Genomic DNA, 24,095 nt, shown 5'->3' with positions numbered 1-24,095 from the left:
AATATTTAACTCGAAGAGATCACCTTATATACTCGTTGAATCTGGGAGACAGTTTCACGAAAAACTCCTTTCCAACTGGTTCAACCTGTATTAATCCAGCTAACTCAAGCCTCATTAATGTATGATACAGCTCTGACTTACCAAAGACTAATCCATATTTCTTCTTTAATGCCTCGTCGAGATCGCTTTCGGTTATTCCTTCAGGTTTAGACACCAGCACCTCCAATATAGCTCTAAAGAGCGGTGTTATCCTCCAGTATCCTGGATTATATCTGGTCATACCATAAATCACCCGAATATTTTCATTATTCTACGTGTATATACTGGGTTTAATACCATGCCTTGGAAGCGTTTGCCTTGCTCTGTTACCCCACTCTATATAGAATTTTATTATTGCATCATTTATACTTGGCTTCACCAACTCTAGAGCATTTATGAAATGCTTCCTCTCAACCATCTCTATAAATGGAGACTCCCTCAACGCTAACATGACTGCCTCCCTTACAACCGCTTCTAAATCGGCTCCACTATAGCCCTCCGTAATTCTGGCCAGCTCAACTAGGTCGACATCTCTGCTTAAAGGTATGCTTCTAGTATGTATTCTAAGTATTTCCAGCCTAGCATTGAAGTCTGGAGGTGGAACATATATTAGTTTATCGAATCTCCCAGGCCTCAGTAAAGCTGGATCCAGAAGATCCGGCCTATTGGTTGCCGCTAATACGACGACGTTTTCGAGTTTCTGTATACCATCCATCTCGGTTATTAACTGTGTAACCACCCTTTCTGAGGCGCCCGAATCCGTTTCAATACCCCTCAGGGACGCTATCGCATCTATCTCATCGAAGAATATTACCACTGGAGCATAGAGCCTGGCCTTCCTAAATATCTCTCTAATAGCTCTCTCAGATTCTCCAACCCATTTACTCATTATCTCCGGGCCCTTGACAGCTATGAAGTTCGCCCCGCTCTCGGTTGCAACAGCCTTTGCAAGCAAGGTTTTACCGCATCCAGGAGGCCCATATAATAAAACGCCCCTTGGAGGCTTTATCCCGTATCTCTCATATATTTCCGGGTATCTCAATGGCAGTTCAACGTTTTCTCTAAGAGACCTCTTAACCTCCTCAAGCCCCCCGATATCACTCCACCTGACATCCGGTACTTCAACATGTATTTCACGGAGGCCGCTTGGTACAATGCTCCTATAGGCAAAGAGGAAGTCCTCAAAGGTGATTTTAATAGATGTAAGTAGGTCATCGGGCAATGGCCATTCACTGGGTTGATCAAGTGGTATCTGCCTTCTAATCGCATGGAGCACTGCCTCCTTAACCAACGCCGCTAGATCGGCACCAGTGTATCCATGGGTTATCTCGGCCAGTTTATTTAGATCCACATCACCCGAGAGAATACCGAGTTCCCGGAGCCTCCGCGTATGTATCTGAAGTATCTCGAGCCTACCTTTTTTATCCGGCATTGGTATCTCGATCTCCCTGTCAAATCTTCCAGGCCTTCTGAGAGCTGGATCTAACGCGTTAGGCCTGTTTGTGGCCGCTATAACTATTACATTCCCCCTGCTCTCCAACCCATCCATTAATGCGAGGAGCTGAGCTACCACTCTCCTCTCTACTTCTCCGACTACTTCATCTCTCTTAGGCGCTATCGCATCTATTTCATCAATGAATATTATAGCCGGGTTCTTCCTCGACTTCTTTTTAGCCAGCTTGAATATCTCGCGTAATCGCTGCTCGGATTCACCATAGTACTTACTCATTATCTCCGGTCCATTAATGGTTACAAAGTATGCGTTAACCTCGTTAGCTAACGCCTTAGCCAGCAGCGTCTTACCTGTGCCCGGTGGACCATAGAGCAATATCCCCTTAGGCGGCTCTATACCAAGTTTTCTGAATACCTTTCTGTACTTCAATGGTATCTCTATCATCTCTCTAATCTTATCTATTATGTTTCCAAGCCCACCTATATCCTCAAAGGTGACGCGAGGGAACTCGCCTACTGGTTCTTCGAAGACGTATATCTCTGTCTCATCAGAGACTAGTGCAGGTCCTCTTGGCTTGATAGAGATTACTTTGAAAGGTATCGGCATATCAGCTATCACAACATGTATCTCATTGTCCTCCATGAGGGGATATCCTATCAACTTACTCCTTATACTCTCTAAAACATAACCCTCGATCGAGGCATGGTAGTTTGTGGGCGCTAGTTTTACTACTTTAGCGTATCTACGCTCTACTTTCTCAACTACCACTGTATCCCCTATTTCAACTCTAGCGTTATGTCTTAGCAATGGATCAAGCCTTATAACGCCTTTACCCTTATCCTGGATATTCCCGCTTCCAGCTAGCGCAGCAGCCTCCATATCACCCTCGATGAGTAATAGGTCTCCATCCATTATACCATACTTCTCCATTACCTCAGGGTCGAGCCTGGCGATTCCCTTACCATAATCCCGGCGATCAGCATCTAGGACCTTTAAAACTATTCTCACCAATATGCTTCACCATATAGTAATTCTCCCATGGTTAAAGAGCTGGTAAAACACCTAGTAGAACTAACTCTCTTAAACCCGTAAAAAAGCTTTCTAATACCGAGTTCTCGAGGAAAATCCACTGGATTAGAGGGCGTCGGCTTCTTAACTCTTTGATATGTTCTCAAAGCTCTTTAAGCCTACCCTCTATGTAGTTTAACCGAAAACTAGAGACCTCCCAGTATATCCTTAGCTTTCAACAAGCATTCTAACAGAGCCTTTGCAAGCATCACCCCTTTCTCAGTTAAAACATACTCCCCATTCTTCTTAACAACCAGGCCTGCCTCGACCAGGAAAAGCATGTTATAGTATATTGTACTAGCCCCTAACCCAGCCTTAATGAAGTCTACTTTACGTTTAGCACCCATATACATTAAGACAAGTATCTTTGAGGGACCGGTTAACAGCTTTGTACGAGCTACCTCGTGCATGTTAAGCGACATCTAATCCACCACTGATTATAAAAAGCCACACGCCCCTACACAATAATTACCTAGACGCTTCACCATAATAAAATTTATTAGTCTACCATATTATGAGTCATCAAAAGAGGGCCCGTCGTCTAGCTTGGTTAGGACGCCGCCCTGACACGGCGGAGGCCCGGGGTTCAAGTCCCCGCGGGCCCATTCCCATTACTTCCTTATGCTATAAGGTCCTCTGTTCTCGAGTCAAATAATAATGCTTTACTCCAATCTAGCTTAAGCGTTACGGCTGAACCCATCTGTATCTTCATCCTTGCCGGTGCCACAGCCCTCATCAGCTCCTCTCCTATCTTAATAGTCACGATATTCTCTGTACCAGTTGGCTCCACCACTAAGACCTCGCCACTTATATCACCTAGGGATTTATCAGCACTATCTTCAACTATTTCAACGTACTGTGGACGTATACCAAGTACTATCTCGGATACACCCTTAGATTCTATCCTCTCACCTATTGTCGGGTCTATGGGTACCCTTATACCGAGTAATTCTAGGAGATACCTCGTCTTAACTGGTTCTATTATCCCGATTCCTTTTACAGCCTTGATCTCCTCGTTAATAACCCTGAATAAGCCTTTTACCAGGTTTATGGGTGGCGTGCCAATGAATCCTGCTACAAATATATTAGCGGGCCTGTAGTAGAGCTCATCAGGCGTACCAACCTGTCTAACCCTGCCACCCTCCATCACCGCTATCCTGTCAGACATAGTCATAGCCTCAACCTGGTCATGTGTAACATATACAGTGGTTATACCCAGTGTTTTCTGAAGCTTCTTCAGCTCAGCCCTCATCAAGAGTCTTAACTTGGCATCTAGATTACTTAAAGGCTCGTCAAGTAACCAGACCTTGGGCTTTCTCACCAGTGCTCTGGCTAGTGCAACCCTTTGTTGCTGGCCTCCTGATAACTGGCCTGGTCTTCTATCGAGTAAATGATCTATGCTGAGGAATCTGGCTATTTCAACAACCATTTTACTAATATCTTCCCTTGTTAACCCAAGCTCTTTCCTCCTCACCTCTAGTGGGAAAGCTATGTTCTCGAAAACCGTCATATGGGGATATAAAGCATAGTTCTGGAAAACCATTGCTACATCTCTATCCTTCGGATGCGTCATCGTGACATCCTTATCCCCGATGTATATTTTTCCCTCATCAGGGAATTCAAGGCCAGCTATGAGTCTCAGCGTCGTTGATTTACCGCACCCTGAAGGCCCCAAAATAGTGAAGAACTCACCGTCTTTGATCACAAGGGAGACATTATTTACAGCGATAATCTTACCATATCTTTTAACCACATTCTCCAGCCTAACACCAGGCACGATGATACACCAATAGACCACTATATATAAAAACATGAATCAACCATTAAAAAATATTGTTATAATGATTGTTATAATGTGTCCCCGGATATCTTGTATCAACCTAGTCAAACCCAGGCCTCCTATGCTTCACTACCTCACTATTCACGAGAGTGGGTGGTACTTGCCCCTTGTAGAACGCGATCAAGTTCTCGGCAACAAGCCTTGCCATAGCTAGCCTTGCCTCATGAGTCGCGCTTCCAAGGTGGGGTAGGAGTACAACGTTCTTAAATGCCGTCAAGGGATGATTCGGTTGCAACGGCTCGTTTTCAAAGACGTCTAGTCCTGCCCCAGCTATCCATCCTTCTCTTAAAGCCTTTACAAGCGCATCTGTATCCACTACTGGGCCTCTGGAAGTATTTATTAATATAGCATTCTTCTTCATCCTCCTCAATACATCTTCATTAATCAGGTGACGTGTTTCAGAAGTTAAAGAGACATGTATTGTTAATACATCAGCCTCGGAAACAACATCGTCGAAGGACCTGTACTCTATTCCCAGCGAGGACTCTACATCAGGCTTCCTACTTCTACTATAATAAATAACCCTCATCCCAAACGCCTTACCTATCTCAGCAACCCTCCTTCCCACGCTTCCAAGCCCTATGATACCCAGCATCTTACCTTTCAACTCGGTGCCAAGCATCATTAATGGATGGACACTTGTACGTGTCCTATACCATTCACCCCATCTAACAAAGTGGTCAGCCTCTACAATCCTCCTTGAGACAGCAAGTATCAACGACCATGTCAACTCAGCCACAGACTCTGCAAGCACGTTAGGCGTGTTAGTTACATATATACCAAGCCTGGTAGCGCAGACGACATCTATGTTATCTAGTCCAACACCATACTGAGCGATTATTCTAAGCCTCCTAGCCACCTGTAGGAGCCCGCAATCAATCCTATCCGTCACCATAGATACATAGGCATCCACGCTTCTCAACTTCTCTACAAGGTATTCATATGATGGGCCATGATACTTATCCCATACTTCTACCTCATAAAATTTCTCCAACTCCTCTATTACCTCGGGAAACAACTCCCTTGAAATAAAGAGCCTAGGTTTCTCCACGAAGTACTCACCTATACTGATCCATGTGCATCATAATTCTTCCTACAGGGTGAAACGTAGTGGGCCCGAGGGGATTCGAACCCCTGACCTACGGGTCACTCCCTCCAGACCTCAGTCATCCCAAACGGTCGCTCTGACCCATAGTGATCTGGAGCATCGGCCGCCAGAGGCGTCCGCCGCTCTGCCTGGCTGAGCTACGGGCCCACTACAAGTCATCAATACTAAGTTATTGGGTGAAGGCGTTTAAATCTTTTTCACACAGGGATATCACGCGTTCCCATTAACGATTCTCTCATTGTTAGAACCATATTTAAAAGAGTTGAACCATTATTTTTTATAAAGGCAGAGCAGTGAAATGGTGATGATGAGGCTTGAAGTACCCACTCGACAGGATATGTGTGAAGAGCGGCGTGCTCTGTGCCAGCTGTCAGAGGAAGGTGGAGTCAGGTACTGTCAGCGAAGATGAAATACCGGTGATGAGGATACTCATGGATCTAGAGGAGGAGTTAAAGTTTCTTAAGAAAGGAGAATATGTCCGTTCCTTTAGGATCAGTAACCAGGTAATAGTAATGCTTAGAAACGGCTTTGAACCCGGCGAAATAAGTGAGCTGGAGAGAGCGCTCTCGCAGAAGCTAGGGGACAGGGTTAAAGTAGTTATTGAGACAGGCGACGTCAAGCGATTAATAGAACAGCTAATTGCTCCCGCATCACTGATAGGTGTAAACCAGGTATGGCTACCAAGCGGCAGTGAAATGCTCAATGTTAGAGTATCGAGGAGAGATAGAAGAATAATAGGGAGAAACAAGGAGGAATATGAGAAACTATTATCAAGCCTGCTCGGTGTTGAAACCCGAATAATTTTTGAATAAACCTAGTTTAAGACCAACTTCTCCTTAAATAACTCCCTCAGTACAACCGTGGCATATAACCCAGGTTCCAGCATAAACACTAATCTACATACGTCACCGGTACAGGACATCCGCGTATTCAACGGCTTGAACAACCCCCTCCTATAGTAGCAGGGAAGACTCCTCGCCTCCTCTAGCGTGAGACCCTCCTCACTGAATATACTACTATATAATTCAACGCCTTCAATACAACCGGGCATAGGGTATGCTTTATTGAGGTCCACGAATCCTCTTTCCTCAATTATCTTGTTGAGTAATAAGTTATACAGGTATCCGGCGTATGCATCAATAACTATCTCGTTAAGAGCCTTGAGAACATTCTTTAACCCTAAGCCGTTGTATCCAGTCCTAACATACCTACCCTCATAGTAGAAGCTGGTGAAATCCCTCCTTATCCTTTTTACTATGGCTTCCAAATCCTCCCCAGGATACACTGTATCAAGGAGGATTCTTGAGAAACAGTCCTCACGTTTTTTCACAACGTATTTACCTAGTAAATGCGTATTATACCTCTTTACACCGAATCTCTGGTATCCATAGTAGGCCGGGAGCCCATGCTTACTGATCAGCTCGAGGATCTTTTTCATGACTTCTTGCTGATGCTCATCAAGGCCTTGGATAAGTACTTCGAACTCATTACCCTTGAATACTTCCCTGCCCGGCTTAAACCTTGTGTACCCGGCTATTTCGAAAACCACTTTGTCTCCCTGTATAGGGAAAATCTTCTCATCCACAAGCAGTCTCTTAATGTAGAAGTATGAAGTGGTAGTTGCATTCTTATCCTTTAATCCATGGAAATATATATTCCCAACCGGGATACCCAGCTTCCTCGAGAGTATTCTTAGGGCTTCGAAGGTATCAAGACCCTTTTTTACAACTCTTACAACAATGTATCCTTCCCTACCATGGAGATCCACTCTTTTAACCAGGTATCCTTCATCAATGACTTCACGGACTATGAAGCTTGAAGGCGTTATTCTGTATTCGTGATTCACTGAGAGGCTTGTTAAAGAATATTTCGACCCTGACACATAGTCCAACGGATGCGGGTATATCCTCACGGTATCTGAATCCATTATAGGGTACCTCTTTTAAATAATTTCATTACAGAAGCTTTAAGCCGCCTGTTAGCTTGTCAACCCTATCATCGGGTGCAGGACCTATAGCTACAGCCGTTATTGTGCCTGGGGGAAGCTCTGTCAACCCAGCGTCCCTCACTATTGAGGCAGGTAGCCCATTGGATATCGCCTCCATATATATCTTCACCAACTCCTCCTCCCCTCTTACCTTAACAACTATCTTCTTCTGCCCGCTATTCCACCACTCATTAAACCACTCTCTATGGTTATAATAGGCTTCGAACGCAGCTATAACTGATGCATGGGCGACCTGGGCGGCTATCTTACCCTTGCTCATCTCCAGGTCGCTTCTAACCACTATAACCTGTTTCATATGTTAAGCCCCCGCCTCATCAGGTATAGCGTGGGCTCTAATTGTGAAATAAGGGACTAATATTTTTAATCCCATTAACCATAATCAATAGGGATGTCTCGCTTAAAAGGTGGTTTAAATGTCACAGTACATGCTTAAGCAGGGTGAGCCAGGGATAAGAATAGAGGAGGCAGCCTCTCCACCTATATGTGATAGCTGCCATAGGTTAATGGAGCCAGGCGAGTATGGTGTAGAATTCTACTGTCCAAACTGTGGAAAAGTATTAATTAAGAGATGCAAGAAATGTAGAAAACTAGTAGTCGAATATACTTGTCCAAACTGTGGATTCAGGGGTCCATGAGGTGGTTATCGATGGCCCAGGTGCTGGTAATAGTTAGAGTACTACCCGAAGACGTTGAGACACCGCTGGACGAATTAAGGAAGAGAATAGCCAATGCGCTCCCTGAGGGATACGAGTTAAAGATGTGGGATGAAGAGCCAATAGCATTCGGGTTGAAGGCTTTGAGACTGGCAATAATAATGCCTGAGCAAACAGAGGGCGGTACTGAGACGCTTGAGAACCTTATAAGCCAGGTACAAGGAGTGAGTCAAGTCGAGGTTGAATATGTGAATAGATTGTCTTAGATTCGATTTGTCTAAACAACCTTAAACCGCATCCAATAATCAATCCTCTTCTAAACAAGTGATCCATATATAAGATGAAATAGCGATATATTCATTTGGAAGGTAATCTCGATGAAGCCGGAACAAGGAGGATAACCTATGGCTAGGCCAAGGATACTTATCATTGGGGGAGGTAAGGTAGCCGAACACCTCCTCACCCTCTTCAATATCCATGAGGAGGCTGAAGAAGTAATCGTTGTCGACAAAGACCCGAGGAGAAGAAGCATTTTTGAGAAAATCGGTGATATACTGGTTCTAGAAGGAGACGCTACAGATATTGGGATCTATAACGAGATAAATATGAAGGATATCACAGCCATACTAGCCCTGACAAACAGTGATGAAGTGAATTTAATGGTGCTTGCAATAGCTAAGACATTCGATATCCCTATTAGGATTGGAAGGTTCACTGACTCCAAGATCGCTGAATTAGTTTCCAGTCTTGGACTAGGTATACCAATAGTGCAACCTGTTGTAGTGGCTAATATAATAGCCCAGATAATCTCATCGATCTCGAGTGGAAAAGTTATCGGGAGCGTAGGGGAGGATAAAATGCTAATGGTCTCGATAAGCGAGGCTGACCCTGTTGCTGGAGGCACTATCGGAAGCATAGATTTAGGAGAAGATGGAAAGATAATATTACTATTTGATGGCTTGAAACTCAAGATCCCAGAGCCCTCGGATATATTGAAGCCTGGAAACCTCCTCTTTATACTGGCAAGAAATGAAGAGGTAATTAGGAAGATTAAAGGCTAGCTGGCTCAGCGAGTAACCGCTTCATCACATCTCATACTCCCCGAAAACTCATCATAGCCACTAATAAGAGAACGGTCATGGATCTGTTTCCCGCCCTAGGTCATCGTAGGTCTCGCTAGGACGGGTTGTGCCTCGATCCTGTGCTTCACTGTGGCTACAAGCCACTCCACGCAGGGGCAGAAATAGTGTTTAGGGTCGTTCATGGTTGTTTCAGTCCTTTCAGGGCTGTGTAAGCCTTGAGGCTACAAGCTTATTATCGGTGACCGCCTATTTCCGAGAGCCGCTCTAGAAGGGCGGTGAGGGGGTGGTCGGAGACCGTGATGAACCCGAGGGTGGCTACCTTAAATAGCCATAAACTACCTTAAACAACCACTCTTGGGTGAACGGCAAACGGCACCCTCCCCACATCTAGGAGGTGTTTCTTAACTAGGTTCATGGCTCCTATGACATCTCTCTCGTGTTTAAAACCACACTTGGAGCATTTTACCCATCTAGGCTTCCACCCGTTCCTCTGGGCATAGCCCCTCATAGGAACGAGTTTAAAGCCGCAAACAGGGCACGTAGAAGAGGTTCCTCTAGGATTAACTAGTACATATGGTACACCGCGTTCTTCCAGCTTCTCTATAATTAACTTGTGAATGCCCCTTATTACATAGGGAACTCTATATACTTCTCCATAATGATATATAATACTAAGGAATTCAATAAATAGATTACGGGAGACACGATGAATCCCGGTACCGAGGGCATCGGAATAAATACTGCAAGCATTAGTTTATTCATTATTATATTGTTGACGATAATATTGATAAGGATAATTACTTCACGATTGCTGAACTCGCTTTCCGAACGTGGAAGTATTTCAGGTAATGTACGGGATATTTCAATAAGGATCATCGATATAGTACTAGTGGTAATATTGATTAGTACAGCTGTCATGCTGTTTATTCCCCAATACTGGGGAATACTTACAATCTTCGGGCTTCTAGGTCTAGTAGCCTTAGTGCTCTTCATACACCCGTTGATCTCATATATATCAATGATAATACTTCAAATGGAGTTACCATTGAAGAATAGGTACTATGAGATATTGATGCCGGGCTTCCAGAAACCATTAACCGGTAAAATATTGAAGATAACGTCGAGAAATACTGTTGTCCAGGATATACATGGAGTCGAGCATTATATACCAAACATACAATTGATACGGGCCATCTTCAAGCCGTTGCCTCCACAGTTAACCCTCAGAGTAGTTGTTGATTTACCCGGTGAGGGCAACAGTATGGACTATTTAAGCGAGCTAGATAGGCAGATCACAGAGAAGCTAGAGGAGTACAGACACCCAGGTTTCAAGGATGTGAAGAAGATAGTTCTAGCTAAAGCATCAAACAGCCGCTTAGAATACCTTATAACACTCTATCCTGTTCAAGCAACTATAAGGGATGAAGATGTAAGAAAAGCCATGATTGAACTGGTTTCAGCGCTCTCCAAGACCCTTGATGGTAAAGCCAGCAGTATCAACGTAGTGAGCGATCAACCGCTTTAAAAGAGTAGAGCGTCTCCCTTCCCAGTCTTGCAGGGTACTACTTACTCTCCAGGAATCTCCCCCTTAGATCGAAAAATGTGGCATCGTCTACGAGTACCCTGATCCATCTACCATAATCTAGAACAAGGCCACCGCCCTTACCTGTTACCACTACCGGGATATAGTTTTCAAGCCTGCAAATCCATGTATTCGAATGCTCCGTGGTGAAGCATTCCACTTCTTTTCCAATGTATTTTAAACGTATTTTCAAGCCAACCTCCTCTATGACCTGAAGGGCCCTTAGAACCCTTTCCTTCTTAACCCTGGTCGGTAGCTGGGGTAGTGACGCTGAATAAGTCAGCGGTCTTATACTATAACCTGCCAAGTGAACCCTCTCAAACTCTAGTTCCCTTATAACTTTGAGGGTCTCGTTGAAGTCCTCATCATCCTCCATGGGGTGTCCAACGATGATATCGGTTGCGATACTTACACCAGGTATCCTTGATTTAACCTCATTAACTATTTCGATATACTCCTCCACGCTATAGTTGCGGCGCATTACACTAAGTACTTTATTGCTCCCTGATTGTAGAGGTATATGGAGGAACCTATATATCCTGCTGGATTCATTGATAGCATCTATTAAATCATCAAGGATGTAGCGTAAGTGCTCCGGGTTTATCATACCTATTCTAACCATGTATTCACCGCTGACTCTTCTACTCACCTCCTTAACCAGTTCCGGGAGCTTCCGCGTCTTATAGAGGTCCAAGCCGTATGTACCTAGATCCATACCCGTCAACTGTATCTCCACAGCCCCGTTTCTAACTGCTCTCTCCACTGCTTTTACAACAGCATCGATACTATGGCTGACAAGGACGCGTCTAGCATGCTTTGTTATACAAAAGCTGCAATTGCTTAGACACCCCTCCTGTATTGGTATCGGGGCGATCCTATCTTCTACATGGATTCCTATTCTATCTCTTTCCCTTAATCCATCAATTAATATAACCTTACCCCGCGTCTTCAAGACTTCCGTGATCAAGGCGGAATTCTGGGGTGAAACAAGGCTGGCCTCAGGCGCTATCTTTAACACGGTGTAGGGTTCGGCCTTGGCCATGCACCCGGCTACAACCAGCTTTTTACCTGTTCTACTAGCTACTTCGTACAGCTCCCTTATCCTTTTAATCATGTGGTATTCTGTATCCAATCTCACAATACATGTATTGATTATAAGAGTGTCAGCATCTTCGATACTGTTAACTAATACGTGTCCCTCGCGTAGAATACTCTCCACCATCAATGCTTCATCGCTCTTATTCAGGGCACATCCATAGGTCTCAATATACACCCTCATATCAGCACCCGTTTCCAGTCATCCCCGGTGTAAAGATGCTCGATATCCGCTTTTTCATAACATATATATAACCCTATTATATCATCCATGGAGCATAGGTGTGGAAATTGAGTAGGCAAAGCCTACCAGGATATGAGAAACTAGTTGAAAGAGCCTTTGAGAAGCTTGGGGGCAAGCGTGGAAGCGGCGAAGTATTTGAGATGCCCCGTGCCGACGTACTCGTCGTCGGGAGTAAAACAGTTGTGCAAAATTTCAGGCATGTAGCCAGCGTGCTTAATAGGGATGAAGAGTTATTAAAGAGGTACTTCATGAAGGAGTTGAATGTGCCAGGCTCCATCAATGAAGCCGGCCAACTAGAGTTGAAGGGTAAGTTTAATCCACAGGCAATCAACCAGCTACTAGTAAGGTTTGTAGATAGGTATGTTAAGTGCAGCACATGTGGTTCAGTACATACAAGGTTAACTAAGAAGGGAAAGGTATTCGTGCTTAGATGCGATGCCTGCGGTGCTGAGACAACTCTTCCAGCATTTTAAGGTGTAATCATGGAGAACCGAGAGAAGGAAAGGGTTAAGACATATGTTAAGAAACAAGTTGTCGATGGAGAGGTAATCATTGCGGCATGCGATGAAAACGTTCTGGGACTACACCTAGTAGACGAGAACATTAAGGCTAACTTCTACGTTGACCCCTACTTCTATAAAGGAGAACTATTAGATCCCGAGGAAGCTGTTAAAATACTTGCTACAGCAACCATCGGTAATATAGTGGGGGAGCAAATAATCCAGGCTGCATTAGAGATGGGGTTAATCCATCCTGAAGCAGTTTTAAGAATAAAGGGTATACCTATAGCTCTTTTCACGAGGATTTAATAGGGGTATAATGTTTTGAGTAATACTCGTTTCTGCGTTAAATGCGGGAGGGAATTCAAGCAGGAGGATTTAATCAATGGTTTATGCATAAACTGCTACTTAAAATACCATGGAGTCTTCAAGGAAACCCCCCATGTAGAACTGACAATATGCCCTAAATGCAGCTCATGGTATTTTAAGGGAGCATGGCATCCCTCCCTAGACATCAGGGAGGTTGTAAGGAGGGAGCTACTGGCAGATCTCCATAGATTCCTATATGAGAATATAAGTGTAATCGAGGTTGACGTGGTTTCCGACATATACAAGATCAACGCTAGTGAATATGGTGTTAAAGCGGTATTCACTCTGGAAATTGATGAAAGACACGTTGCCAAGGTAAACCAGGTAGTAGTTACAAAGCTTAGATATAGAACCTGCGATAAATGCATGAGGAGAACAACTGGTTCCCATAAAGTACTCGTGCAGGTGAGGTTTGAACCACTAGAAAACATAGAAGGGCTACAGCACGAGCTCATGGAGTTACTACGTGATCTTGAAATAGGTGAAAGTATTATCGAAGTAATGGAGTTACGGGAGGGTTTAGACATAAAATTCGAAGATACAGTGTCCCCGAGGAAATATGTTAACATATTGGTGAAGAAATATGGGGCTAAGACCTCGGAGTCGTTTAAGTCAACGAAATACGATTTCCAAGAGGGTAAATGGAGCGGAGTGGTGACGATATCGGTGAGGATACCTGTGATCAGGGAGGACGACATAGTGAGATACAGGGGTAAACTAGGTATTGTTAAACAAGTTGAAAACGGTGTCATTAGAATCCTCATCCTGGAGACAGGAGAGGAAATAGAAGCTCGTCTCTCAGAATACTGGGAGGGAGTGCTCGAAAAACCCGGTGGGATCTATATAGGTGAACGAGTATTTACTGTAATAGCCGTAGACAAGTCAACAATATATCTCCTAAACGAGGAAACAGGGGAGTTGAGAGAGGCACCCTTAACCCCAGCTAATTACGGGTTAAAGCCGGGTGATAAAGTTATAATATTAAGTGATGGTGAAAGAGAACTAGTAGTAAAGAAGGAGAGGTGAGGTGTCTGAGTAAGAAGCATCAAAAACAGGGAGAAGAGCATGGTGGAGAGATACCACTACCCAACCCTGATGAGGGAACGATAATATGTGGTGTAGTAAGGCATCTAGGCGGAGACTATCTCATAGCTAAGTGTCTCGATGGAGTCGATAGAAAGATAAGGATACCGGGTAAACTAAGGAGGAAGGTATGGATAACCGAGGGAGATATTATCCTGGTGGGACTCTGGGATTTTTCATCGGAAAAAGGTGAAGTAGTATATAAGTATGGTAAGAACGAGGTAAACAAACTGGTTGAGAAGGGGGTAGTGCCGAAGGAGTTCATCGACGCATTAAGTGAACTCATATGAGCGACGACATAGATAAATTACTCAGGAAGAAGGAGGAACCCCGTAGAAAAGACAAAGACCTCTTTGAAACAGTTGAGGAGGTCTTTGATACAGCAACAGTCATGACTATCATTGAGTTGATGAGGAAGAAAATAATTAAGAAGCTAAACGGTGTCGTGAGCACTGGTAAAGAAGCAAGAGTATATCTTGGGATAGGGTATAATGGAGAATACCTAGCCGTGAAGATATATTTAACTAGCACGGCAGAGTTCAAGAAGGGAATATACAAGTATATCATGGGAGATCCACGCTTTAGAGATGTCAAGATCAAGGATACAAGGACACTTGTATATGTTTGGACGAGGAAAGAATATAGAAACCTGAAAAGACTCTATGAAGCAGGGGTAAAGGTCCCCCGGCCCGTGGCATTCCTGAACAATGTCTTAGTAATGGAGTTCCTTGGCGAGAACGGAAATAGATATCCCCTCCTTATAGAAGCCTACAAGGAGCTGGAAGTTGAAGAACTCGAACACGTTTACCACCTTATATTAGATGAGGTAATGAAAACATATTGTAAAGCCAGGTTAGTACACGGTGATCTCTCAGAGTATAATATAGTTGTAACCCCAGGGCTCGACATAGCTATAATAGATGTTAGCCAAGCAGTAGACTTATCCCATCCAAACTCCGAGGAATTCTTAATCAGGGACCTCGAAAATATAAACAGGTTTTTCAGGGAGGAAACAGGTATAAGTACATATAGTCTAGAGGAAATACTGGAGGCTGTCAAAGAATGCAGGACGATGAAAAAGGAAGATTAATTCCTGGAGTAACCAGGCTCTACGAGAAGCTCCCCTTGGAAAGGATAGGGGTCATTATCGGCGATAACGGGAGAGTTAAGAAGGAGATAGAGGCTAAGACACGTACGATTCTAACCGTCGACTCTGAGACCGGTGGCGTCATAATTGAGCCTGCTTTCCCAGAGACCACTTCACTAGAATTGATGAAGGCCAGAGATATCGTTAGAGCCATAGCATACGGGTTCAGCCCCGAGAGGGCTTTTAGATTGCTCGATGAAGACCAGGTATTATTAGTAATAGATGTTAGACAATACGTTGGAGACAAGCCTAACCACGTCAAGAGGGTTCTCGGTAGGGTAATAGGTGAGGATGGAAGGGCTAGAAGAGTTCTTGAAGAGACAACAGGCACCTATATATCCGTGTACGAACCCTACGTCGCTATAATAGGGGATTACGAATCCGCTAACATAGCCCGTACAGCTATAGAGATGCTGGTTGAGGGTAGAACTCATGCAACAGTATATAAATACGTGGAAAGGGAGATGTTCACAGTGAGGAAACGCAGAATGCGGGAACTATGGATGAAAGGACCTGAATTAGATACCGGCGGAAAGGAGATGGAGGGATAGGTAAATAACCAGTTATCCTAGACTGCTTCACAACCGTTTTCCTATATTATTAAAAGATATAGTGCGATAGCTATAAGGGCTACCGAGATCGCCTTCTTCAATGTAAGCTCTTCGTGGAGCAGTATAAGTGAAAACAGTATTATGAATAATATACTGGATCTATCGATCATTGCAACAATAGATGTATCACCTTTTTGCAATGCGAGAAAGTAGAATATCCATGAAAGGCCGCCTGCTACACCGCTTAGAATTATGAAGATGTATTCCATGCTCGTTATTCTTCCCACGTAGGCTACACCTCTGAAGTACAGCATTATGCTTACAGCGAATACAGTCATTACGATTGATCGAAGTGCTGTCGCAGTTATCGAGTCAACGTTTTGCAGGCCTATTTTAGCCAGTATCGTTGCCAGTGCAGCCGCTAAAGCATCTAACAACGCATATATAACCCATGACTCCATTTTTACACCAATGAGCCATATGTTTCATTTTATTAATAAATATCACCGATGAAGAGAGAATCCGGGTAAGAACCTGAATATTAGGGGTGCTGAGAGGCCCGCATAGCGGAGGGTTTAATGTTATCACTGCTCCCTAGTTAGTGGGGGATATCAATAGTTATTTAACTAGTGAATGTTTTGATCACGTCTCTATGTATTAGGTAACTAGTTAGAACGATCAATGGTAAGTACTCGGTTTTTCCTAGATACATTCCAGTCATTAATGCTATTTTAACCAATAGAGGCGTTGAAGAAGAGATTATGCCGGTGGATAATCCAACACAACCGGTGGCTGAGGCCGCTTCGAATACGGCATCGAGAAAGTCCTTGCTCGGTAAAACTATCTTTGTCACTGATGCTATGAGGAATGTGGTAATTAGATGTAGTAGTATTATGAGCAGTGCCCCGGAGACCTCCTCTTCTTCAAGTGTCTTGCCATCTATTACCACATGCAGGCTCACCCTTTCACGGAGTAGTGTTGACGCACTATATGAGCTGAGTTTCCTCAGTAGGACGATTAACCTGTACACTTTTATACCTCCAGCCGTTGAAAACGTCATACCACCTATAATCATTGCAACTACAAGGATGATTTTCACCCCATTTGGGAAGCTGGCAATGTTCCCGATATTGAAGCCTGTTGTAGTCATCGCGGAAACAGTGTTAAAGAACCCGAGCACAATTGAATATGCGAGACCTGTATTATGAAGCATGAAGACGAGCGTGGCTAGTAGGGAGAGTATGCACAGTGAAATAAAGTAGTATTTAACCTCATCGCTTCTAAGCACATCCTTGAATCTAAAGTCTAGTAGCTGGCTTAAAGCTAGGAAATTCATACCACCGATCACCATAATAAATATCAGGGGTATAATGCTGAAAGGTGCATAATCATATACTGCTTCATAATTCATCGAGTAATTACTCATTCCACCCGTGGCTATACCCGTCATCGTATGAACAACGGCATCGTAGAAATCTACGCCGGAATAGTAGAGTAAGATTATGCCAGCCAATGTGAATACTATATATATCTCTATAATCCTTCTCGCAGTACTCCTAAGGGTACGCATTACCCTTACAGGCCTCTCTAAACCATATAGTGTATAGCCGAATTTCCAGAAAAAAGGTATGATCACCATTGCAAAGACAACGAAGCCTAACTCACCACTCCACTGCATTAGAGCTCTCCACCAATTAATGCTCTTCTTTAAGTGATCTATATCATTCAACACAGTGAATCCTGTACCTGTAAACCCTGAGATACTTTCAAACAATGCATCAATAAACGATATATTGATTTCCCGCATTAACGGCAACGCAGCCAGAGACGGTATTACGAGCCATGAGGCCGTTGAAACAATATAAGCCTCAAGGAAGCCCATTTCACGAACACTACTAAACCTGGTTAAAATCATGACACCGGAGAAGCCTACACTAATATAGAGCATAGAGAAGAACAGGAAGCTCATGGAAACCGGTTCACCACTAAGTAAATCAACAATCGGCACACTCAACATCATTAAACCCGCAACCAGTAAAAGGCTTAGAAACCCGGTGGCTATAGACGCCGTCTTCATAGAAACCACACCCCATCTCTATCAACAGGTTCAAGCATCTCACAATCTCATAAGAATAATACAAGTATTTAAAATCATGTAATGAAAATGAAAACACAGCATGCTGTAAAAGCTTTCATACCTCAGCCAGTATAACACGAATCTAGCACTGCATTCACCTATATATCCAGCTCCAAATACTATTTAACCAGCGAGAATCCCGCGAACTCATATTTAATTCCCTCGTCTTTGAGTCTAATTATAATGCCAAGAACTCCCCCAGCCCTCCTCATACCCCTCGTCTTGTTCTCCACGGGCTTTCCAGCAGTATTCACTTACAGCGCGGTTCAGGCATCCATATACCCTGCACAGCAAGTATCAGTCTTCGTACCTGTTCAGTCGCCGGCCCAGCAGACTATCAGCGCTAACGGGACGTCTGCCACTGCGTCTCTGACCTCCTCCCCGCCCTGAAGGGGCGAGGCTTTCAGTTGTAGATATGGTTCAGTAATTGTGCTTGAGAACCTAGAGGAGATTAGGGAGAACGCTAAGAAGGGCAGAAGCTTCAATAAGAAGCTGTCCCTCTGGTTCTACAGGAGAATACAGTTCACAGTAGAGTGCAAGGCTCTTGAAAAAGAATTAGAAGCAACCTATGTAAACCCAAGGAAAACCCCATCAAGGTACCCGAGATGTGGTTTCGTAGGTGATAGAGATGTAATAGCATGCATGAATCTATTCATTAGATACTTGAGATGCGGGGTCGCCCTGAACACCCCTAAGCCAGATGAGAACCCGAGTGGGATGCAGGGGAACAAGGATGAGGGATGATACCAATTAACATAAATCTACGTCAGACCGAACCCCGCGTTCGAAGGGAGGATAACTAAGGTCAAGGGCATCTATTACCTTTACCGTGGAGGGGATTGTGGAGGTGTAGCGGGCCCGCGGGGATTCGAACCCCGGGCCTCCGGCTTAGAAGGCCGGCGCCCTATCCTGGCTAGGCGACGGGCCCAGCCGATAAATCATTATCTTGGCAGAGGGAATTATATATTTTAATCTAAATTGAAAACCTAGTCTACTATTGTGAAGCTCCGTGATTCCCTAGAGTAGGGTTGGCTTGATGATGTGACTTATAAAAAAGTCTAGGTTGTTAATCCAAGCAGTCTAGGTAGCCATAGAGAGGCCTCTGGTACGAATACCACTATTATATATAGTATCATATATAGTATTACGAATGGTATTATGCCTTTGAATATTTCCTCGATTTTTACTTTAAGGGAATCAGATACAACAAATACAGCTGCGCCTACCGGTGGCGTCGCTGTTCCTAGTAAGACACCAAACAAGAAGATAGCTCCGATATGATACGGGCTAATACCATATGGTGCAAATGCTGACATCATTGTTGCGCCCCATGCTATAGACAATACTATCACGTCGAAGAACATTCCGAGTATAGCTAGTATTATAGCTAGTACAGTTAATGATACATAGGGGCTATATGTTTTAGATATATTAATGAAGAACTGGAGCATAGAGTTATTTATCCCTGTTAAGGACCATGTATAGTTTAATATATACGACGTCGATATCATCAACATTACTACAGCCGTAGATCTACCCGACTCTAGGAGAATATTAATTACCTTCCTTACTGTCAACCTCCTATAGCAAGCCGCAACCATTAGGGCACCAAGAGCTCCGAGAGCCCCTGCCTCCGTCACTGAGAATACACCCAGGTATATGCCAGCAAGAACTAAAAGCGGTACAAGCAACAATGGTAAAGCCTTTATCACTCTAGTGAATACTTCACGTGTGGTGAACCTCTTCTCTACTCCACCATATCCCTTTATATACGAGGTCACCAACACCAATATGATCAGTGCCACCATAACTATTATTCCTATCGCGCCTCCAACCATGAACATTGTTAAAACAGATGTACCGGTGGAGGTAGCTATAATTATTGCAGGGATGCTGGGGGGTATGAAAGCCCCTAGAGGAGCTGATGCCGCTAATACTGCTGCCACATATTCTCTTGGATACCCTCTTTTCTCCATTTCAGGCCCCATGATCCTAGAGAATGCTGCTGCTGTAGCCGCCACAGCACCTGTGAGTAACCCAAAGAACGCAGACCCGAGTATGGTAACTACAGCAAGCCCTCCTTTCATTTTTCCTACTAGTGGTTCAAGCGCATCTACAATTACCTCTGTTAGTCCTGCCATCTCAAAAACTGTGCCCATTAATACGAATAAATACACTCCTAGCAATGGGAAGGATTGTAAAGGTATCATCATTGCTGTGACAGCGTTTGCCAGGCTCTTTCCATATAGTATTAAGAATATTATGCTTGATAATCCAATAGAGATTGTTACAGGTATCCCTATTAATATTAATAAAAGCAGAACTATAATAAACAATATTGCAATACTCCATATTGGTAGAGAAGATATTATTGAAGATAGGAGTTCAAGCATTTAAGACACCCCCTTATTGCTTCACAAACAAATCGATTATCTTCATGATGTAGCGTATATCAATAAAAACGAACCCAAGTATTAGTGCAGCATAGAAATAGTATAATGGTAACCCCATGGTAGCTGTTTTCTGAAGCATGAATATATCAGAGTAAAGAATTGCCTGGCGCAGTATTATTGAAACATACACTATACATATCAAGTATATGAGTAAATTATATATCTTTCCCAATCTACCTCTGATGATTGTTACTGTAGGATGATCACCCTTACTTAGAACATAGCTACTCCCTATAAAGACTAGCCATGTGTAAAGCAACCATGAGAGCTCTGCCTCCTGTGGGAAGGAACTATGCATGACATATCTCACGATAGCTCCATAGAATAAGGCAACCGTAATTAGTACTCCTGCGACTATTATTACAGTTGCCTCAATACCTACTAGAACCCTATCAATTACCCTTAATAACTTAGCTATAAACATATTTATTCCACTATGATTCATACCGACTTCACCCTCATAATCAATGAGTCAAGCACTGTTTTCCAAGACAAGGGTTCTTTAAAAATAATTTTTAAAAACTAACCTATTGAACTTCTATACTTCTGCAACCATTCTCTAGCCCCTTCCGGGATCTCGTTTAAGTGTTTACTCAAGAATCCCTGTTCGAGTCTATCAAATATAGGCTTCGTGTCCACTTGAATTATTCTCGCACCATGGCTCACAAGGAACTGTATCCCTGTTACACGCTCGATAAATAGACCCCATGCGTTTTTCTCGCTTGAAGTCTCCTTGGCGGCATCAATAATTATCTGCCTTATATCTGATGGTAGGTTGTCAAGTATTTTCTTGCTTGCTACAACAAAGTGCCATGCATAAGCCCATGGTATTAACGCTATATTAGGGGCTACCTCATAGAATCTCATAGCTATTATGGCTGCAACCTCATTCTCCATCGCATCTATGGCTTTGGTTTGTAATAGCGTGTAACATTCTGAGTATGGGAGTGTCTGCGGATTAGCACCCAGTGTTTGAGCAGCCTCGACATACACGGGGGAGCCCATCACACGTAGTTTCAGCCCGTTGAAGCTGTCTAGAGAAGTAATTGGCTTCTCCGGCACTGATAAGAAGTATCTAGCTCCTCCTACAGTTATACCCAGAACAATCCATCCATACTGGTTAAGTACTTGGTTACTATAGTTTAATAGCCATTCGGACTCGGCAAAAGCTATTGCCTCGTCCGTGCTTCTGAATAGACCAGGATAGCTTAGGAAGTTTAATGCATTGGTGTAAGATGAGAACCTTGATACCTCTATAGTAGCCATAAATAGGTCTCCTGTCTTCATTAGCTCAAGGTATTGTGATTGATCACCGAGCTCGCCACCTGGATGCAGGACTATCTGCACCCTTCCATTGGTTCTACTCTCAACCTTCTCTTTGAACCTATAGAAGAAGTATGTGTGAGTATCATATGGGCTTGGAGCGGTTATCCACGCAACATGTAATACATACTGTGGTGATGAAGAGGTTGTTGCCCCAGTTCCAGTCTTTGTTTCGGTGACTGTTACGGTTGAAGCTGTGCTAGAACCCATGAAGTACCCAGCTACTCCACCTATGATCGCGAGTACTATAGCTATTATAAGAGCCATAGCCGTCGAAATACTTTTAGTGGCCCTACTCATCATTTATCCCCATGATAAAATATCTAGAATAAATACCGTTATATACACGAAATAAAACATGTTTTAAATAGATATACTATCTAGAATCTAGACAACCATATATTATTAGAGAGCCAGGAAAATATAAGCACATTATTTTTAAACCGGTATCTATAGAGAACCAATAAATGTGAACAAGTAAAAAAAGAATCTAGAGCTATTAATCCCCTTCACTCTTTAAAGCTCTTTAACGCTTCCTTTACAACTATCCTAGGATTAACGAATGTTAAGCCACCATCAACGATTATTACCTGCCCAGTAATGAATTCAGCATAATCACTGGCTAGGAAGACCGTTAGCTTGGCCACGTCTGAAGGCATTCCAAATCTTTTCAACGGGTTTATGAACTCCTGTATCTTTATGTCTTCAGGCGTCCATATCGATTTCACTCCAGGCGTCAGTATTGGTCCTGGAGCTATGGCATTAACTGTTATATTGTATGGGGCCAGTTCAGCTGCTAAACACTTTGTAAATCCTACCACGCCTGCTTTAGCAGCACCGTAGTGTACTAGGCCTGGCACACCATGATATAAGCCTGTTATTGATGATATATTTATTATTCTACCATATCGCTGTTTAACCATATATGGCGCTACAGCCCTGGTAACGTAGAAAGTACTCGTTAAATTAATATTGATCATGTTAAACCAGTCTTCCTCACTCATTTCGAGAAACGGCTTCCTAGGGAATGCCCCTACATTATTCACTAATATATCTATTCTCCCCATGGAGTTAATTACTTCACCCACGGCTTTCTCAACATCTTTAAACCTAGTTACATCAACAGCCAGCCCTATAGCCCTCACATTCTTCTCACGTATCTCCTTTAAAACATTTCCCAGTTCAATGGGATCTCTATTGAAGACAACAACATCTGCTCCGTGATTAGCTAGCTCCAAGGATATCTCGCGACCAATACCTTTAGCTCCACCAGTTACTAACGCTACTTTACCATGGAGACTCAACATTATCCTACCCCCTTAGTATACTCTAAATAATTCCTCGCCTTTCCTAACTGTTTCAATATAGTCTTCAATAGCTTTTTCATACGTATACTGCGGCCTCCACCCTAGCTCCTCTCTGATTTTAGAGTCATCGATTACCGCTGCATATCTGACTGCTTCGAGTTGTTGAACCTCGTATTGGAGTGCTGGAATATACTTTTTAACCATTTCAACGAACTCTATTACCCGGCTAACAAAGCCAGCCGCATTATAGGCTCTATACTTGACTTTTTCCGCCTCAGCCAGTAATATTAATGCACTCACAGCATCTCTTACATATATATAGTTCACCTTATCGTTGGGATTCTTCACGATTACTTTTTCATTATTGAGGGCTCTCTCAATAATCATACTCGAGTACTCTGCCGAGGGACCTCTGAACCTTCCAGGCCCAAATACCACAGTGGGTCTGAGAGCCCTAAAGTCTATCAATCCTTTTCTATAGTACCATGACCCAATTAATTCCCCGGCATACTTGGTGACTCCGTAATATGAGACGGGTTTGCCTGCATCCTCCTCTCTTACTGGTTCGGGTGTATCAGGGTGATAGACTGAAGCTGAACTCATGAATACAAATCTCTTAATGCCATGAGTTATGCTCAACTCTATCAGGTTTTGTGTAGCCTCTATGTTTACTTTTGTTGCTTGAAGAGGTTCTACCTCACATGTATCGGCTAGCAACGCGGCTAAGTGTATTACTACCTCGGGTTTATACTTAGCCATGATATTATTCATCTGAATAACATTTGTCACGTCTCCAACATGATATTTTATCCTCTGATGTTCTATGAAGGGGGAGGGCCCACGGTCTACAACGATGACATCATACCCTTTTTTCACTAGATCACTAACTAAGAATCTACCGATGAAGCCTCCTCCACCAGTGACAAGGATTCTCATAGCTAGACACACTCCCTGATACATTATATTCAAACTACAGGATATTACAATGCCCATGTTTAAGTAAACAATAAAACCTGTTTTATTGGTTCCAGCATATATAATCTTATATTAACC

29 protein-coding genes and 3 tRNA genes are annotated in these 24,095 nt (G+C 43.3%); 13 read left to right on the top strand and 19 right to left on the bottom strand.

Features of this window, described 5'->3' with window-relative positions; translation table 11 throughout:
• Positions 1-19: 19 nt before the first annotated feature.
• From QXV08_RS06390 to QXV08_RS06380, 3 genes are all read right to left on the bottom strand, one after another.
• Complete coding sequence (locus QXV08_RS06390; protein ID WP_342785840.1) at positions 20-280, bottom strand: ArsR family transcriptional regulator; 261 nt, start codon at positions 278-280, stop codon at positions 20-22.
• 30 nt (positions 281-310) lie between these two features.
• A complete protein-coding gene (locus tag QXV08_RS06385) occupies positions 311-2,503 on the bottom strand; it encodes a CDC48 family AAA ATPase (RefSeq protein ID WP_342785842.1) in 2,193 nt (730 codons plus the stop codon).
• Positions 2,504-2,706: 203 nt separating this feature from the next.
• Positions 2,707-2,982, bottom strand: coding sequence for a transcriptional regulator (locus QXV08_RS06380; protein WP_342785844.1), 276 nt, complete (start codon positions 2,980-2,982; stop codon positions 2,707-2,709).
• A 108-nt stretch (positions 2,983-3,090) separates the two neighbouring features.
• On the opposite strand from QXV08_RS06380, the gene QXV08_RS06375 reads away from it, so the two are divergent.
• Positions 3,091-3,165 (top strand) — tRNA-Val (locus QXV08_RS06375).
• Positions 3,166-3,179: 14 nt separating this feature from the next.
• Here QXV08_RS06375 and QXV08_RS06370 read toward each other — a convergent pair.
• From QXV08_RS06370 to QXV08_RS06360, 3 genes are all read right to left on the bottom strand, one after another.
• Positions 3,180-4,337 (bottom strand): ABC transporter ATP-binding protein, encoded by a 1,158-nt coding sequence (locus tag QXV08_RS06370; protein ID WP_342785846.1) that lies wholly within the window; start codon positions 4,335-4,337, stop codon positions 3,180-3,182.
• 103 nt (positions 4,338-4,440) lie between these two features.
• The gene (gyaR, locus tag QXV08_RS06365; RefSeq protein ID WP_342785848.1) at positions 4,441-5,451 is read right to left on the bottom strand and encodes a glyoxylate reductase; all 1,011 of its coding nucleotides are present in this window, start codon (positions 5,449-5,451) and stop codon (positions 4,441-4,443) included.
• A 60-nt stretch (positions 5,452-5,511) separates the two neighbouring features.
• Positions 5,512-5,655: transfer RNA gene (locus QXV08_RS06360), tRNA-Trp, on the bottom strand.
• Positions 5,656-5,822: 167 nt separating this feature from the next.
• Between QXV08_RS06360 and QXV08_RS06355 the strand changes: the two genes are divergently transcribed.
• Positions 5,823-6,320: a transcription elongation factor gene (locus QXV08_RS06355; protein ID WP_342785850.1), complete on the top strand. Its 498-nt coding sequence runs from the start codon at positions 5,823-5,825 to the stop codon at positions 6,318-6,320.
• Between the two features lie 2 nt (positions 6,321-6,322).
• Here QXV08_RS06355 and truD read toward each other — a convergent pair whose 3' ends face one another.
• Positions 6,323-7,435, bottom strand: coding sequence for a tRNA pseudouridine(13) synthase TruD (truD, locus tag QXV08_RS06350; protein ID WP_342785852.1), 1,113 nt, complete (start codon positions 7,433-7,435; stop codon positions 6,323-6,325).
• A 28-nt stretch (positions 7,436-7,463) separates the two neighbouring features.
• Positions 7,464-7,811 (bottom strand): peptidyl-tRNA hydrolase Pth2, encoded by a 348-nt coding sequence (pth2, locus tag QXV08_RS06345; protein ID WP_012608743.1) that lies wholly within the window; start codon positions 7,809-7,811, stop codon positions 7,464-7,466.
• 118 nt (positions 7,812-7,929) lie between these two features.
• Between pth2 and QXV08_RS06340 the strand changes: the two genes are divergently transcribed.
• The 3 genes from QXV08_RS06340 to QXV08_RS06330 all read left to right on the top strand — a co-directional run bounded on the left by QXV08_RS06340 (position 7,930) and on the right by QXV08_RS06330 (position 9,230).
• Positions 7,930-8,151 carry a zinc finger domain-containing protein gene (locus QXV08_RS06340; protein WP_404991003.1) on the top strand — a complete coding sequence of 74 codons (222 nt, stop codon included), beginning with the start codon at positions 7,930-7,932 and terminating at the stop codon, positions 8,149-8,151.
• Between the two features lie 11 nt (positions 8,152-8,162).
• On the top strand, positions 8,163-8,435 hold the full coding sequence (locus QXV08_RS06335; protein ID WP_342785856.1) for an elongation factor 1-beta: 273 nt from the start codon (positions 8,163-8,165) through the stop codon (positions 8,433-8,435).
• Positions 8,436-8,573: 138 nt separating this feature from the next.
• On the top strand, positions 8,574-9,230 hold the full coding sequence (locus QXV08_RS06330; RefSeq protein WP_342785858.1) for an NAD-binding protein: 657 nt from the start codon (positions 8,574-8,576) through the stop codon (positions 9,228-9,230).
• A gap of 361 nt (positions 9,231-9,591) precedes the next feature.
• On the opposite strand, the gene QXV08_RS06325 is transcribed toward QXV08_RS06330, so the two are convergent.
• Positions 9,592-9,858, bottom strand: a complete 267-nt coding sequence (locus QXV08_RS06325; protein WP_342788409.1) for a transposase — start codon at positions 9,856-9,858, stop codon at positions 9,592-9,594.
• A 99-nt stretch (positions 9,859-9,957) separates the two neighbouring features.
• On the opposite strand from QXV08_RS06325, the gene QXV08_RS06320 reads away from it, so the two are divergent.
• Positions 9,958-10,776, top strand: coding sequence for a hypothetical protein (locus QXV08_RS06320; protein ID WP_342785860.1), 819 nt, complete (start codon positions 9,958-9,960; stop codon positions 10,774-10,776).
• A 37-nt stretch (positions 10,777-10,813) separates the two neighbouring features.
• Here QXV08_RS06320 and QXV08_RS06315 read toward each other — a convergent pair whose 3' ends face one another.
• On the bottom strand, positions 10,814-12,112 hold the full coding sequence (locus tag QXV08_RS06315; protein ID WP_342785862.1) for a tRNA (N(6)-L-threonylcarbamoyladenosine(37)-C(2))-methylthiotransferase: 1,299 nt from the start codon (positions 12,110-12,112) through the stop codon (positions 10,814-10,816).
• A gap of 107 nt (positions 12,113-12,219) precedes the next feature.
• Between QXV08_RS06315 and QXV08_RS06310 the strand changes: the two genes are divergently transcribed.
• The 6 genes from QXV08_RS06310 to QXV08_RS06285 are packed head-to-tail and all read left to right on the top strand — an operon-like array spanning position 12,220 to position 15,822.
• Positions 12,220-12,645, top strand: a complete 426-nt coding sequence (locus QXV08_RS06310) for a translation initiation factor IF-2 subunit beta (protein ID WP_342785864.1) — start codon at positions 12,220-12,222, stop codon at positions 12,643-12,645.
• 9 nt (positions 12,646-12,654) lie between these two features.
• Positions 12,655-12,981 (top strand): DUF424 family protein, encoded by a 327-nt coding sequence (locus tag QXV08_RS06305; protein WP_342785866.1) that lies wholly within the window; start codon positions 12,655-12,657, stop codon positions 12,979-12,981.
• 15 nt (positions 12,982-12,996) lie between these two features.
• On the top strand, positions 12,997-14,067 hold the full coding sequence (locus tag QXV08_RS06300; RefSeq protein WP_342785869.1) for a 60S ribosomal export protein NMD3: 1,071 nt from the start codon (positions 12,997-12,999) through the stop codon (positions 14,065-14,067).
• On the top strand, positions 14,064-14,414 hold the full coding sequence (locus QXV08_RS06295) for a translation initiation factor aIF-1A (protein ID WP_342785871.1): 351 nt from the start codon (positions 14,064-14,066) through the stop codon (positions 14,412-14,414). Before QXV08_RS06300 ends, QXV08_RS06295 begins: the two co-directional genes overlap by 4 nt.
• Complete coding sequence (locus tag QXV08_RS06290; protein WP_342785873.1) at positions 14,411-15,214, top strand: serine protein kinase RIO; 804 nt, start codon at positions 14,411-14,413, stop codon at positions 15,212-15,214. The genes QXV08_RS06295 and QXV08_RS06290 overlap by 4 nt, the downstream gene beginning before the upstream one ends.
• A complete protein-coding gene (locus QXV08_RS06285; RefSeq protein ID WP_342785875.1) occupies positions 15,187-15,822 on the top strand; it encodes a KH domain-containing protein in 636 nt (211 codons plus the stop codon). Before QXV08_RS06290 ends, QXV08_RS06285 begins: the two co-directional genes overlap by 28 nt.
• Before the next feature lie 41 nt (positions 15,823-15,863).
• On the opposite strand, the gene QXV08_RS06280 is transcribed toward QXV08_RS06285, so the two are convergent.
• The 3 genes from QXV08_RS06280 to QXV08_RS06270 all read right to left on the bottom strand — a co-directional run bounded on the left by QXV08_RS06280 (position 15,864) and on the right by QXV08_RS06270 (position 18,213).
• The gene (locus QXV08_RS06280; protein ID WP_342785877.1) at positions 15,864-16,283 is read right to left on the bottom strand and encodes an EamA family transporter; all 420 of its coding nucleotides are present in this window, start codon (positions 16,281-16,283) and stop codon (positions 15,864-15,866) included.
• 161 nt (positions 16,284-16,444) lie between these two features.
• Entirely contained in the window at positions 16,445-17,899 is a 1,455-nt protein-coding gene (locus QXV08_RS06275) for a potassium transporter TrkG (RefSeq protein ID WP_342785879.1), read from the bottom strand.
• Positions 17,900-18,078: 179 nt separating this feature from the next.
• On the bottom strand, positions 18,079-18,213 hold the full coding sequence (locus QXV08_RS06270; RefSeq protein WP_342785881.1) for a hypothetical protein: 135 nt from the start codon (positions 18,211-18,213) through the stop codon (positions 18,079-18,081).
• Positions 18,214-18,388: 175 nt separating this feature from the next.
• On the opposite strand from QXV08_RS06270, the gene QXV08_RS06265 reads away from it, so the two are divergent.
• On the top strand, positions 18,389-18,703 hold the full coding sequence (locus QXV08_RS06265; RefSeq protein WP_342785883.1) for an IS200/IS605 family accessory protein TnpB-related protein: 315 nt from the start codon (positions 18,389-18,391) through the stop codon (positions 18,701-18,703).
• 109 nt (positions 18,704-18,812) lie between these two features.
• Here QXV08_RS06265 and QXV08_RS06260 read toward each other — a convergent pair.
• The 6 genes from QXV08_RS06260 to QXV08_RS06235 all read right to left on the bottom strand — a co-directional run bounded on the left by QXV08_RS06260 (position 18,813) and on the right by QXV08_RS06235 (position 23,978).
• Positions 18,813-18,887: transfer RNA gene (locus QXV08_RS06260), tRNA-Arg, on the bottom strand.
• 130 nt (positions 18,888-19,017) lie between these two features.
• A complete protein-coding gene (locus QXV08_RS06255) occupies positions 19,018-20,352 on the bottom strand; it encodes a TRAP transporter large permease subunit (RefSeq protein WP_342788111.1) in 1,335 nt (444 codons plus the stop codon).
• A gap of 13 nt (positions 20,353-20,365) precedes the next feature.
• Complete coding sequence (locus tag QXV08_RS06250) at positions 20,366-20,857, bottom strand: TRAP transporter small permease (RefSeq protein WP_342785887.1); 492 nt, start codon at positions 20,855-20,857, stop codon at positions 20,366-20,368.
• 77 nt (positions 20,858-20,934) lie between these two features.
• The gene (locus QXV08_RS06245) at positions 20,935-22,035 is read right to left on the bottom strand and encodes a TRAP transporter substrate-binding protein (RefSeq protein WP_342785889.1); all 1,101 of its coding nucleotides are present in this window, start codon (positions 22,033-22,035) and stop codon (positions 20,935-20,937) included.
• Positions 22,036-22,244: 209 nt separating this feature from the next.
• On the bottom strand, positions 22,245-23,042 hold the full coding sequence (locus QXV08_RS06240) for an SDR family NAD(P)-dependent oxidoreductase (protein WP_342785891.1): 798 nt from the start codon (positions 23,040-23,042) through the stop codon (positions 22,245-22,247).
• A 12-nt stretch (positions 23,043-23,054) separates the two neighbouring features.
• Positions 23,055-23,978, bottom strand: a complete 924-nt coding sequence (locus QXV08_RS06235; RefSeq protein WP_342785893.1) for an NAD(P)-dependent oxidoreductase — start codon at positions 23,976-23,978, stop codon at positions 23,055-23,057.
• Positions 23,979-24,095: the final 117 nt, after the last annotated feature.

Source organism: Desulfurococcus sp., assembly GCF_038881575.1.
In the GTDB taxonomy this organism is placed as follows: Archaea; Thermoproteota; Thermoprotei_A; order Sulfolobales; family Desulfurococcaceae; genus Desulfurococcus.
Note: the sequence above shows the minus strand (reverse complement) of the source record. Positions and strands in the feature narration are given on the sequence as shown.